This window comes from Silvanigrella paludirubra, from assembly GCF_009208775.1.
Classification (GTDB): domain Bacteria; phylum Bdellovibrionota_B; class Oligoflexia; order Silvanigrellales; family Silvanigrellaceae; genus Silvanigrella; species Silvanigrella paludirubra.
Genome location: NZ_WFLM01000002.1, coordinates 212,455 through 225,820, shown reverse-complemented (window position 1 = coordinate 225,820; position 13,366 = coordinate 212,455). Strand labels below are relative to the sequence as shown.

At 30.7% G+C, this 13,366-nt stretch carries 9 protein-coding genes; 6 read left to right on the top strand and 3 right to left on the bottom strand.

The window, feature by feature from the left end:
- Positions 1-205: 205 nt before the first annotated feature.
- The 4 genes from thrS to GCL60_RS05200 all read left to right on the top strand — a co-directional run bounded on the left by thrS (position 206) and on the right by GCL60_RS05200 (position 5,066).
- A complete protein-coding gene (gene thrS / locus GCL60_RS05215) occupies positions 206-2,152 on the top strand; it encodes a threonine--tRNA ligase (RefSeq protein ID WP_153418907.1) in 1,947 nt (648 codons plus the stop codon).
- 39 nt (positions 2,153-2,191) lie between these two features.
- Entirely contained in the window at positions 2,192-2,689 is a 498-nt protein-coding gene (locus tag GCL60_RS05210) for a peptidylprolyl isomerase (protein WP_153418905.1), read from the top strand.
- Between the two features lie 94 nt (positions 2,690-2,783).
- Positions 2,784-3,794 carry an adenosine deaminase gene (locus tag GCL60_RS05205; RefSeq protein ID WP_153418903.1) on the top strand — a complete coding sequence of 337 codons (1,011 nt, stop codon included), beginning with the start codon at positions 2,784-2,786 and terminating at the stop codon, positions 3,792-3,794.
- Positions 3,795-3,932: 138 nt separating this feature from the next.
- Positions 3,933-5,066, top strand: coding sequence for a glycosyltransferase family 9 protein (locus GCL60_RS05200; RefSeq protein WP_153418901.1), 1,134 nt, complete (start codon positions 3,933-3,935; stop codon positions 5,064-5,066).
- A 75-nt stretch (positions 5,067-5,141) separates the two neighbouring features.
- On the opposite strand, the gene GCL60_RS05195 is transcribed toward GCL60_RS05200, so the two are convergent.
- Complete coding sequence (locus GCL60_RS05195) at positions 5,142-6,677, bottom strand: ribonuclease domain-containing protein (protein ID WP_153418899.1); 1,536 nt, start codon at positions 6,675-6,677, stop codon at positions 5,142-5,144.
- Between the two features lie 397 nt (positions 6,678-7,074).
- Entirely contained in the window at positions 7,075-9,039 is a 1,965-nt protein-coding gene (locus GCL60_RS05190) for an RICIN domain-containing protein (protein WP_153418897.1), read from the bottom strand.
- Positions 9,040-9,346: 307 nt separating this feature from the next.
- On the opposite strand from GCL60_RS05190, the gene GCL60_RS05185 reads away from it, so the two are divergent.
- Positions 9,347-10,882 (top strand): carbohydrate kinase family protein, encoded by a 1,536-nt coding sequence (locus GCL60_RS05185; protein WP_153418895.1) that lies wholly within the window; start codon positions 9,347-9,349, stop codon positions 10,880-10,882.
- Positions 10,883-10,988: 106 nt separating this feature from the next.
- On the opposite strand, the gene lipA is transcribed toward GCL60_RS05185, so the two are convergent.
- On the bottom strand, positions 10,989-11,993 hold the full coding sequence (gene lipA / locus GCL60_RS05180) for a lipoyl synthase (protein ID WP_153418893.1): 1,005 nt from the start codon (positions 11,991-11,993) through the stop codon (positions 10,989-10,991).
- A gap of 105 nt (positions 11,994-12,098) precedes the next feature.
- Here lipA and GCL60_RS05175 point away from each other — a divergent pair, with 105 nt between their 5' ends.
- Positions 12,099-13,196, top strand: a complete 1,098-nt coding sequence (locus GCL60_RS05175) for a phosphate signaling complex PhoU family protein (RefSeq protein ID WP_153418892.1) — start codon at positions 12,099-12,101, stop codon at positions 13,194-13,196.
- Positions 13,197-13,366 lie beyond the last annotated feature (170 nt).

Here is a 13,366-nt window from a genome sequence, read left to right as displayed (position 1 = left end):
GTAATACCCAGACTTTTTAGTCCACCAAGCTTTGGTATTACAGAGAACGCTCTAAATCAGGCACAGAACTTAAACAATTTTTTGCCAATGAAGTCAAGGATAATTAAATTCTTGATTTACCAACAATTAAAATTTGTATAGTCTCCTCAAGTTATTTTCGCACACCCACTGTGTATGTGGGGAGCGCTATTTAAAGGAGCTATTTGTGAGTTTAATTCAAATATTTTTGCCTGATGGATCTTCTCGTTCTCTCCCTTCAACTTCTAATGTACTAGATGTTGCAAAAAGCATAAGTCCTGGACTTGCTAAAAGTTCCATTGCGGGGAAAGTGAATGGCAATTCAGTTGACCTAGATTACTCCCTCAAAGACGGGGACAAGGTTGAAATTTTAACGGATCGCTCTGCAGAAGGTCTTGAGGTTATCAGGCACTCTACAGTTCACGTTATGGCTATGGCAATTCAAGAACTTTTTCCAGGCACTCAAATTACAATTGGGCCTGTTGTAGAAAATCAATTTTATTATGATATTTACCCTAAAGATGGTGTAAAAATAGGAACAAATGATTTTCCTCAAATTGAGAAAAAAATGCAGGAAATTATTGCTGCAAATATTCCATTTGTGAAAAGAGTTGTTTCTAAAGAAGAAGCTATCCAGCATTTTGAAAAACTAGGTGAAAAGTTTAAAGTTGAAATTGTAAAAGAATTGCCAACAGAAGGCGATATAAAAATATATGCGATAAGTCATTGGGATGATCTTTGTCGTGGTCCTCATGTTTCTTCCACAGGAAAATTAGGTGCCTTTAAATTAATGAGTGTGGCTGGTGCTTACTGGCGTGCGAATAAAGACAACGAACAGCTTGTTCGTATTTATGGTACCGCTTGGGCGAATAAAAAAGATCTCGATGCTTATATAAATATGCTAGAAGAAGCAAAAAAACGTGATCATGTTTTACTTGGGCGCCAATTAAATTTATTTACATTAATGAGTGATATTGCACCTGGTGCCGCTTTTTTCTTTCCAAATGGGGCGAAAATATTTACTCTTTTACAAAATTATATTCGCGTAAAATGGGCAAAATTTGGATTTCAAGAAATTCAAAGTCCACAAGTTATGAATGTTAATTTATGGAAAGTAAGTGGTCATTACGAAAAATATCGTGATGATATGTATATTTTTAAAGATGATCATGATGATGAATTTGGAATTAAGCCAATGAGTTGTCCAGGTCATGTGCGTATGTTTATGGTTGGTCAAAAATCTTATCGTGATTTGCCGTTACGTTATGGTGAGTTTGGTGTTGTGCATCGTAACGAATTAAGTGGTACTTTACATGGTTTGACAAGAGTTCGTCGTATTACTCAGGACGATGGTCACATTTTTTGTATGTTAAGCCAGGTACAATCTGAAATTATTTCTGCATTAAAATTTGTTCAAGAAGCTTATGCTGATCTTGGTTTTAATGAAGTTGTTTATATGCTTTCTACTCGTCCCGAAAACCGAATTGGTGCAGAAGAAGTTTGGGATGTTGCAGAAAATGCTCTGGAAGAATCTTTAAAAATTTCTGGAGTAAATTATCAAATTAATGTTGGTGATGGTGCATTTTATGGTCCTAAAATCGACTTTAAAGTGAAAGACGCAATTGGGCGAATGCATCAATGCGCAACAATTCAATTAGATTTCCAAATGCCTGCTCGTTTTGGAATTTCCTATCAAGCGGCAAATAATACACAAGAAACACCAGTAATGGTGCATCGTGCGGTATTAGGTTCGGTTGAACGATTTATGGGTATCTTTATTGAGCACTGTGCAGGACATTTCCCTATTGGTTTATCTCCAGTTCAATGTCGTGTTGTTACAGTAACAGAAGCGCAAGAAGATTATGCTCGTAAAGTAACTGAATTTTTAAAATCAAATGGGATTCGTGTAGAAACAGATTATAGTAACGATAAATTAGGTGCAAAAATAAGAGATGCTCAGTTGCTTAAAATACCTTATATGTTAGTAATCGGTGATAAAGAGGTTCAAACGAATACTCTCACCGCTCGCTATCGTGATGGTAAAAATTTAGCTCCTATGTCTCCTGAAGATTTTCTATCTTTTGTTAAGTCGGAAAGTGGCGTCTTTTGGGGCTTAGATACAAATCAGAAATAATGAAACATTATCCCTATTTTTTACGAAAGGTATTTTTTTATGATTATCTTATTAATGAAAACAAATTATGGCGATATTTCTATTGAACTTAATGACGAAAAAGCGCCAATGACTGCTGCTAATTTTGTTAATTATGTTACATCAAAACATTTTGATGGCTCAATTTTTCACCGTGTTATTCCTGGATTTATGATTCAAGGTGGTGGTTTTGATTCCAGTATGAAAGAAAAATCAACAAATAGACCAATAGAAAATGAAGCAAAAAATGGATTAAGCAATGACCGTGGTACACTTGCTATGGCTCGCACAAATGATCCACATTCTGCTACAGCTCAATTTTTTATTAACTTAACAAACAATGACTTTCTAAATAATCGTGGTGACCAATGGGGTTATGCTGTTTTTGGAAAAGTAACTCAAGGTATGGAAACTGTTGATGCCATTGCTAAAGTAAAAACTGGCAACAGTGGTTTTCATAGAGATGTTCCAGTTACTCCTGTAATTATAGAATCTGTTTCAGTAGTTGAATTAAATTAATATTTTACAAATAAAAGATAATCTTTATTTTTAGTATTGAAAAAAATAAAAGAATCCTTTATAGATTAATAAATAATTTATAAAGGATTCTTTTATGCTTGAAGAGTTAAGAAAAATACCAAAAGCAGAATTGCACATTCATATTGAAGGCTCTTTAGAGCCCGAACTTTTATTCTCAATAGCAGAAAGAAATAAGATTGAATTACCTTATAAAAGTATTGATGAAGTAAGACAACTCTATCAATTTCATAATTTACAGTCATTTTTAGATATTTATTATCAAGCTACTAATGTTTTAAAATTAAAAAAAGATTTTTATGAACTTACGTATTCATATTTGGAAAGAGTACATAGAGACGGAGTTTGTCATGTGGAAATCTTTTTTGATCCACAATCTCATACTTCGCGAGGGGTTTTATTTTCTGATGTTATTGAAGGAATTCATGAAGCTCTTGAGCAAGGAAAAAAAGATTTTAATATAAGCTATTTTATTATTATGTCCTTTTTAAGGCATTTATCCGAAGAAGATGCTTTAGAAATTTTAGAGCAGTCATTACCATATAAACATTTGATAAAAGCAGTTGGTTTAGATTCTTCTGAGCAAGGAAATCCTCCAAGTAAATTTAAAACTGTATTTTCTAAATGTAAAGATCTTGGCTTTTTAACAGTTGCGCACGCAGGAGAAGAAGGACCACCGGAATATATTTGGGAAGCTTTAAATTTATTAAATGTATCTAGAATTGATCATGGTGTAAGAAGTATAGAAGATAAAAAATTAATTGAACAGATAATTGAAAATAAAATTCCACTTACCGTTTGTCCACTTTCAAATATAAAACTAAAAGTTTATGAGGATTTAAAACAACATCATATAAAAGAATTATTTGATCTAGGTGTTCGAGTTACTATCAATTCAGATGATCCCGCTTATTTTGGGGGCTATATATTAGAAAACTACATTCAATGTAAAAATAGTTTAGGTTTTACTTTTAAAGATCTCTGTAAAATTTCAAAATATTCAATCGAAGCCTCTTTTTTATCTCAGGTTGAAAAAGATCGCCTTTTAACCGAAATTGATGAAGTTGAATCAAGTTATTTAATTTAAAAAAAAGATATAAAATAATTGATATTTAGGTAAAACTTGACATTTAATTTTGTCTTCCTTAAAAGTGTGGATGTTGTCTTTGATGTGTTTTTGCATTATTGATATCGCAAATTCCTTGTAACTTTGGGACTAAAAAAAGTGACATCCGCTATTCCAAAAAAAATTCTTATTATGCTTCCAAGACAGCTTGGTGATGTTTTGCTTGCAACCCCTCTTGCTTCTGTTTTAAAACAAAAATATCCTACGGCTCAAATTGACTGGTGGGCTCATCCCATGGCTAAAGAAATATTGAGTGGAAATCCTCATATAAGCACAGTTCATTATCTGCCGGTATGGCGTAAAAAAGAATTCAAAAATGTTTTTTTTATAAAAAAGTTTTGGCATTGGTTACTTTATTTGTGGTCTGAAATTTATTTGTTTTTTTATATTAGATCACAAAAATATAATATAATAATTGATGCCATTAATTATCCACGTTCTAGTTTTCAAACTTTATTTACAGGTGCAAAAATTAGAATTTCTTTTAAATGTAATTCTATCCGAGATAAAACTTATACTCATCTTGTTCAACGTGAAAAATTAGATACCGGTTACCTTGGATATACAAGATTATATCTATTAGAACCACTTGGTATTTATATGGATAAAATAAATTTAGAAGAAGTTAAAATTGATCTTCCCATTGAAGATATGAATAAAGTAAAGCCTTCAAAATGGATAGAAGAGCAATTATCTCAATTACATGTTCAAAATTATATTGTTATGAGCCCTACATCTCGTTATCTTGTCAGATGTTGGCCTATCTCTAGTTATACGGATTTAGCTTTGCAATTAGCCCAAAAATACAATGTTGCTACTGTCTGGTCCAGGGCGCCAGGAGAAGAAGAGTATATATTAAAAGTTCATCATAGTTTTAAAGAAAAACTGAAACAAAACTCATTAAGTGAAAACATGAGTCTACTCCCACCTCTTATGTCTATTCGAGAGATTGCTTATTTAACAAATAAATCATTAGGTTGTATAGCAAATTCAAACGGTATGAGTCACATTGCTGTGGCTTCTGGGGCTAAAATGATTCAGCTTCATGGCCCTACACAACCTATAAATTGGTGTCCACCAAATAAACTTAAATATATTTCTTTGCAAAGAGATGTGGGTTGTGTTGGTTGCTCAAGTAATTTTTGCAAGTTAGCACAAAGAGAATGTTTAGATGAATTGCGTGTGAGTGTTGTTTTTAAAGCGATTGAAGAGTTATTTTTTCAAAAGTTTTAATTGATGGACAAAGAAAAGCAAGCTAAAAAAAGCCCCTTTCATAGGGGACTTTTTCATTATGAAGTCCGAATTTTCTTATAATTTTGATTTTAAGAAAATTTTATTTTTTTCAGCTAATTTCACTGGGTCAATTGGATTATTCATATCAACAAAATTATCATAATGGTCAGGTGAATACCAACGCTTTCCTGTTATTCTATCTACAATAACACGTTTTGCATCTCTGACTCTAACTAATTCTTCTACTAATGGAATATCTATTTCATAAAGCTCAGAATTTGGTGATAAATCTTTGATGCGTCCTTCATTATTATAAAATCTTTTTGCTTTATTAAAATCAATAAGATCTGAATGGCTATAAGCTCTTGAAGGTACTTTTGGTTTTGAGTTCCCTCCTATTTTATACATTTCAATTCGCAAGCTACCAGCTCTTTGGAATGAGTTCGTGGTTTCATTAAGTCGTTCCGCTGAAGCAGCTTTAGCCATATCCGCATAAGATGATTTACGTGCACCCATTCCTTCCGTATTTTGGTTGCTAGATGAAACTAAATGATCAGCTATTTGTGATGGCCTTCTTTCAGATCCAGAGGTATTCATATTTAATTCACTAGCAGAACGTGTGATTTCATTTAATCTGGTTCCAAACGGATCTATAGGAGATATAGCTCCTTCATTTGAAGGAGTGTTTGGATTTGTATTTATTCTTTCAATTTGAACAACTTTTCCTTCTATCCCACTTGAAGGTTTTTTAAACAAATCTGAATAGGATACTTTTCTTCCTGTGCCACCATTATTGGAAAATGCAAGTGAATTTGGCCTTGAAGCAAGAGAATTTGGTACATTTCCTCCTTTTGCTGCACCTTTTATTGGTCCAGATGTTATTAAATCTACTGCTATTTCTTGTACTAGATTTCCCACTGTTAATTGAGAAGTTGTTACTAACCCTTCTGGATAGTCCCAGTTAGGGCATATTAGGTTGTCTGCAACAACATAACCCCAATCCGTACTTGCTAAAGCGTTCCCAGCTGCTCCAACAAAGCGGAATGATTTTCCAAAGGTATTTACACAATAATTTACAAGAGCACTACAAGCACTTAATCCACTTCTTGAAGGAATTTTATTTACTTGTATTGAATTTTGATTATTGTGCTCAGTAATACTAGCTCTTTTTTTGCGACTTAAAGTTTCATTTGAATATGTATCCCAAGATTCCCAATTTTCAAGTTTCTCCCAATCGTATGATTCGTCCATTTCTAAATTAAAATTATTAAAAAAAGCATTAATATCTAATTCTAAAAGTGAGATTGATTGAACTTGTGAATTGATATTTGTCTTATTTTCAACTGAAGTATCTCTTTTTATACGATAATTAAGAAGATCATTTGTGTCTAAACTCAATGCGCTATGTAGAGAAATAGGAGCATTTATTAATTTTAAATTACCTTCTAGCCAAAAGTAAGGAGTATTACCACTAGGAGCGATTGGGTTTGTTGCCCAATGCCATTTGGAATTTTCATTTGAACAAAATAAAAATGAGCCATCAGCAAATGCAAAAGAATGAATGAATATTGCTGAAATTGCAATTGAAGTTTTTTTATTCAAAATTGACATAATTAATCCCTTAATTAATAAAATTTAAATTAAATATTAAAACAAATAGAGAATTAAAAATTTGAAATATAAAATAAATATCAGTTTTTTTTATTAAATAAATTTCTATGATGTTATTTTTTATTTTAATTTATTATTTAATATTCTTAAATTTTATATAACTTATAATTAATTTTAACTATGTTTTAACATATTGAAATAAAATGTATTATAAAATTTACTATAATCGATTATGTAGAATGATTAATACAATTAATCAATATTGATAGATTACCAAAAATTTAAAAAAAGTCAAATTTATATTATAAATATTAAATATAATAATTTTAGATATATTAATATTTTTTTTAATTTAAGGAATTATGTTGATTTATTTTTTTTATTTTTTTGTTTATAATTATTTAAACTCATTTTTATTTGTTTTTAAATTTATATTTATTAGTGATAGATCACTCAGAGATTTATTTTTGCTGTCAAAATTAAATAATAAATGATGAACTTCATTTGGAAGGTAAAAGGTTTCTAAAATATTTTCGCTATCATCATACCAATCATGATGAGCTGTATATAAAGCTTTGTATGATGTTGAAAGAAGTTTTTTACTTGTACGGAGCTTATTATTTCCAATATCTGTTATATTATAGGACCTTCTAAAATTTTGTTGGGTATCAATTACTTTAAAAAACCACTGATAAGGTCTTGGCATTTCTGCTTGATTAGAACAGTAATCATTTATAATCCAATCATATGAAGAGCCACCTTCTTTAATTTGTTTTGAAAAATAACATACTTGACTTCCATCTGTAACACCATAATTTGAAAAAAAGGAATGATTATGCATATTATAATAGTTTTTATACCCATCTAAGTTTGAGAGAGGAGATAAATAGTTATTTCCATTACTCGATGGGTAAATGGATAATTCAGTCGTGCTTTTTTTATCTAAATTACTTATTGAAAAAGTTTCAATATCAAATTGATAAAGTGGTTTTGAAACATTTTCTTTAATTTTATTATAATTTAAAATTTGAATAGTACCATAATCTTCAGAATTTTCTTTTGAAAGGTAGCCATAGTCTTTATAAAACCGAACTTCGTTACCTTGGTAGGAAGAGACTAGTTTTGAAGAATTCTCTTTAGTTTCATTAAAGTACCACTTTTGTCTGGGATTTCTAAGATCACAAATTTCCATTTTTAAATAAGGGTTATCTTCATTTTCTGGAAAGGAAAGACAATAATATTGATTATTTTTTCCATCATTAATTTCTGATATCAATTGACCAAACTCTGTAAATAGCCATCTATTTTTTGAATATGGTTTTTCACAATAATCAATATACAAATATTTCTCATATGGGGAGAGACAGTAAGTTTCGCTATTATTTCTACTAACCTCAATTCTTATAGATTTTTTATCAAACATGATTTTTGGAGTTTCAAGCTTTAATGAATTTGGAATGGTTTTGTTACTTGTGAGAGATAAATCGCAATCTAACTCTTGAGGAACAATGGATCTTTTTTTATACATATGACTAGAATTTTGTCTTCTTGTATTGCATAAATAATGACTATTAAAACCATGAATATATCTATAATTAGGTACGGATCCTAATAAATAATTATTTTCATGAATAGCAGGTTCAATATTTGGATTATAATGTGGATTTTGAATTGTTTCTATGAATTCGTAATTTCTTGTTTCGTTAGAATAACGGAACCTTCTTGCAGAAACAATTGAGTCATTGTGTATATTATACAAAGCTGCGTATTCTCTCCGTCTTGTATAGTATGGTCTTAAGTATTCCAAATTTTCTAAATTTATATTATCTTCATCAATTTCAAGATCACCTCCATGCGTAATATTTATGTGATTAGAGATTCCAAGTTCATTTCGATAGGCTGCATCTAATATTCTTTCATATGTTTGAGTGACACTAATAAAATTAGATTGAGGTACAATTTGATAGATATATATTTCATTATATACCTCATGAGCTCTATGTGAAGTTGGATTATACGAATTCAAAAATGCTTCATTGTTTGCCAATGCGTTATCCATTGTGTTTTGCCATACAGATGATGTTCTTATAAAAGCACTAGGGTTAGTTAATTGTGATAAAACATCTTCCGATTCAATAATTCCAGCAAATAAATTTTGATAAACGGAATACATATATTCTGAAAGATCTGTGCTTGTACCAAAAAATCTTTTAAATCCCATTTTAAAAATTTGACTTGGCGGAGTTGGTGTCGCTTTATATACATGTTTTGGTATTTCATTATCACTATTTGGAGAAGCATAAGTTTCATATGAAAAAAAATAAAATGTAACTGTACATAATAAAAAAGTAACAATTTTCATTGATCTAAAACTCCATTATGTGAAAAAAGGACAGTAGCAAAATAAAAATAAAATAATTAAACGTGAGGTTCAAGTTAAAATTTTAATATTTATTCAATATATTCATTGGTTTAATAATCTATTTTAAATTTAAAAAAAGGAAAAATTTAATTTAAAGAAATTAAAGTACCATAAATATTATTATTTTTATTTTAATAAAAATATTTTTATTAAATTTGTTAAATTTTTGCAAATAATGTAAAAAATGAAATTAAAAATTAATTATTTTTAATTTCTTAAATGTCATTTCTTTAGTGAGGTTAAACAAATGGTTATAAAAAATAATTTCCGATCTAATCTTATTATTATCAGTTTTTTCATATCACAAAATATTTTTGCAAATTACTATAGCGAAGAAGAGCTCCAACAACCTTCTCGAGAGCATGTTGTATCCATTGATTCTATTTATAAGAATCAAATGGATTTAGATAAAATTCAATATACGAAAAAACAATATGAATATCACAATTTGAAAAAACGAGGTTTGCTTGAAGATTTATGGTGCGTAATTGGAACTTACTGTCCTTGGCTTAATCCAAGACCTGCAGTGTATTCAAATCAAAATGAACAAAATAATCATATTCTTTTACCTACTCCGACAATAAATGATTTAGTGCACCCTGAATTTGATCCTCAAGCAGTGCCATCAATCCTTCTAAATGAAATTCAGGAAATAAATATAGTACAACCAAATGATGCGGCTGATTCCGCTTTGAATTTTTTACTTCCTGATACTTATGTTGATTCAAGGCAAGATCTTTACCCAAACGAAACACAAAGTATTAAAAAAGAAACATCTCGAGAAAGAATAAGAGCATTAAAAATAGAGTTTTGGAATTTAACATGGCTTCAACTAGAAGATTACAGAGATAGATTAAGTGAATATATTCATTCCATACAATTCCCTACTGCTTCTTCTGTAATAGATGTTTCGTTAGGTTCAGCAACTGAATTGGTAAGACAAGATCCAGAATCTGCTTTGAATATTCTTGATGCTTACATGCTTGTTGCTAAGTCAAACGGTGCTCAAAAACAACCCCAGCAAAAGACGATAGAGTTTACAAAGGCAGAAAGATTAATTGCGGCAACTTGTACGTTTACACGCTCTGAGCTTATTGCAGAGCCAGAAGCGGAATGTGCATCGCTTGCTTTAAAGAAAATAAAACCAAATAATAAAAAAACCATAGCGACATCAAGTCATATTTTAACATCAAAAAGTTTTTATTTGAGAGATAATAATTCGAACCAAATAACATTTAATTCAATAATATCTGGAATCAAACCTAGAAATTTACCTTCAAATTACTCACGTGATCACATAGTCGCAGTTGGTTACGATGGAGCAGAGCCTACAAATGGAAATTATAATTTATTTTATTTAATGGATTTTCGGAATACCACAAAGCAACGCAGTCCATTTGGAATTGATCATATATTAGGCAGTCCAAACAAACAAGAGAAAAGCCACAGAGATGAATGGAAAAAACTTGGTATAGATGCTGATCAAAAAGGTAGAAGCGAACTTGCACGTATTATAATGACAGCATTAACTTCGCCTGAGCAACCAGAGACTCAAAAGAAAAGAGGAGTAAACAATAATAATAACTTATCAAGAACCTATTCAAGAATTGTTGTTCCTAGGATTGATGGAAGAGGAAATGATATTTATACGGACATCCTCATAGCCTTCAGCATGAATGGAAATGTCATTACAGCTTATCCTATTCGAAATGCTGAGCATTTAATTGAAGAGACAAATAATTCACATGAGAAAGCAAAGAGTTCGCAGGAAGAGATAAAATAAATTATGAATATTTAATACGCAAATAATATTTTTCTTTTATATAATTCAAGTAAAGCATCAGTCGCAAGAAAAAAAAGGAAAGAAATTAAGGTAGCAAAATTTTAATTTAATATTTTGTTACTTCTGGAAATAATTCAGAGGCTTTGTAAGAACTTCTAACTAATGGGCCAGATGCTACAGCTTTAAAACCCATTTTCTTCGCGACTTGTTTCCAAAATTCAAATTCATCGGGATGGACAAAACGTTTTACTGTTAGGTGTTTTGGAGTGGGTTGAAGATACTGACCAATTGTAATAATTTCGACACCAACATTACGAAGATCGTGCATGGATTCTTCTACTTCATCAAATGTTTCCCCAAGGCCAAGCATAATTGCACTTTTTGTGAACATACCTTTTGGACCTATTTTTAGAGCATTAGCTAAAACAGTTAAACTTTGATCGTATTTCGCACGAGCATCGCGAACCCGAGGACTTAAGCGACGCACGGTTTCAATATTATGTGCAAAAACATCGAGACCTCTTCCTGCATGAACAATTTCATGGATAGAGGATTCTTGCCCTCGAAAGTCTCCAGCTAATATTTCAACTCTTGTATTTGGATTTTCTTTATGTATGGATTCAATTGTTTTTGATATATGATTAGAACCTCCATCAGGAAGATCATCTCTATCTACCATTGTAATGACAGCATAACTTAAATTCATAGTCTTAATGCTTTCCGCCACTTTAAAAGGCTCTTCGGCATCAAGCAATCCAGCAGGATTTCCTGTTTTTATATGGCAAAAACGACATCCTCTTGTACAGACATCGCCCATAATCATAAATGTAGCTGTTCCAGTATTCCAACAAGCAGAAATATTTGGGCAGCGTGCTTCTTCACAAACAGTGTAAAGTTTTTTTTCTCTTAAATCTTTTTTAATACTATATAAAACATCACCACCTGTAAGACCAACTTTTAACCAATTTGGTTTTAAAGGACGACCCGTTCTTGGATTGTATTCAGGTTCTACAGATAAAGCAGCAAGTTTGTGATAAACCTCTTCACGATTTTCAATCACAGATTGAAATTTTTGTTTGATGTTTTGATTGGTTATATTTTCCACCTGCATGTTTGCACTCCCTAAAAGACTTATGGCACATTCGGTCATGGCGATAACTGTTTATCCCTAACAGTGCGTTAATAATTATGCAAATTCCAAGAGGTATTCAACACAATGTCGCGAATTTCTAGCTTAGAAGTCCAACTTAGTAACGTAAAATCATTATTAAGGACAATGTGTGATGCTGTAAATACGGGTTTAGTTACGCTTATACAGCATTTTGAACATCCCAATCCAAATCGGTTAATTAAAATAGTTGTTCTTGATTCCGAAATAGATAACCTTGAACGTGCCATAGATACATCTATTTTACAAATATTAGCTACGCAACAACCTTTAGGTTATGAACTCCGGTTAGCTTATGCCTGCGCAAAAATTGCACACCATATTGAGCGTATTGGAGATGCTGTAGAAAGTTTAGCAAGGCAACTTGTAAATGGAGATATTCCTGATCAAAAAGAGATTTTTTTAGAAATGCTAAACGATTCAAAAGATCTCTTTGAAAGATCTTATACAGCTATGTTCGAGGGGGATTTATCGTTAATTCAAGAAATTCACTTGTTAGATGATAAAGTTGACTTTAAACAGAGAGAGCTTTACCACATAGCAAAAAAAATTTTAAAAAAAGAAAGTAAAGGTAACATAGATAAAGCATTAAGAATTATAAGTATGAGTGCTAAAATAGAAAAAATTGCTGATCTTTGTTGTAATTGGGCAGAACAAATTGATTTAGCTGAAAATGGAATGGTTCGTCGAAAAATTCAAAAAAGAAAATATCGTTTGGTTTTTATGGATAATGTTGGTGGTATTATTGCTAGTATTGCAGCTTCTTTTTTGTACCAAAGTGTTAAAGATATTGTCGATCTGTCTGTTGTTGCAAGTCAGCCAATTAAAACAAATAACATACTTAATTTTACAAATTTACTTTCTGAGTATGAAATTACTCCGCAAATTTTTCCTATTGCTCGAATTACGTCCATGAATTGGAATAAATCACTAATGTTAATTATATTAGGAGATTTTGAATTACCAAAAGAAGAACTTGAAGTTGTTCCTTATAAAACTGTTCAAATAATTTGGAATGAAATTAATTTTGAACCTGATGAAATAGAAACTAATCCAAAAAAATTCAAAGAATTTGTAAATTCACTTCTTATTAGAACAAATCATCTCGCTCAAATAATTGCGAGAACCCAAGAACAAAATGAATAACTATTTTTATGACAGGGTGAATTTTTTGCAAAAAAAATCTCTAATAAATACAGTAATAAAGTATTTGACACGTCAAAATTTCACTTTCTGACAATTTTCAGACTGCTATAAGTAAACATCTTTCATGTAAGCTACAAGAAATGGCATATATTTACCTGTAAATATTTTTA

Excerpts from the sequence above, each read along its gene's own strand:
- GCL60_RS05190 (WP_153418897.1), bottom strand. The coding sequence starts at position 9,039 with ATGAAAATTGTTACTTTTTTATTATGTACAGTTACATTTTATTTTTTT.
- GCL60_RS05210 (WP_153418905.1), top strand. The coding sequence starts at position 2,192 with ATGATTATCTTATTAATGAAAACAAATTATGGCGATATTTCTATTGAA.
- GCL60_RS05185 (WP_153418895.1), top strand. The coding sequence starts at position 9,347 with ATGGTTATAAAAAATAATTTCCGATCTAATCTTATTATTATCAGTTTT.
- lipA (WP_153418893.1), bottom strand. The coding sequence starts at position 11,993 with ATGCAGGTGGAAAATATAACCAATCAAAACATCAAACAAAAATTTCAA.
- GCL60_RS05195 (WP_153418899.1), bottom strand. The coding sequence starts at position 6,677 with ATGTCAATTTTGAATAAAAAAACTTCAATTGCAATTTCAGCAATATTC.
- GCL60_RS05205 (WP_153418903.1), top strand. The coding sequence starts at position 2,784 with ATGCTTGAAGAGTTAAGAAAAATACCAAAAGCAGAATTGCACATTCAT.
- GCL60_RS05175 (WP_153418892.1), top strand. The coding sequence starts at position 12,099 with ATGTCGCGAATTTCTAGCTTAGAAGTCCAACTTAGTAACGTAAAATCA.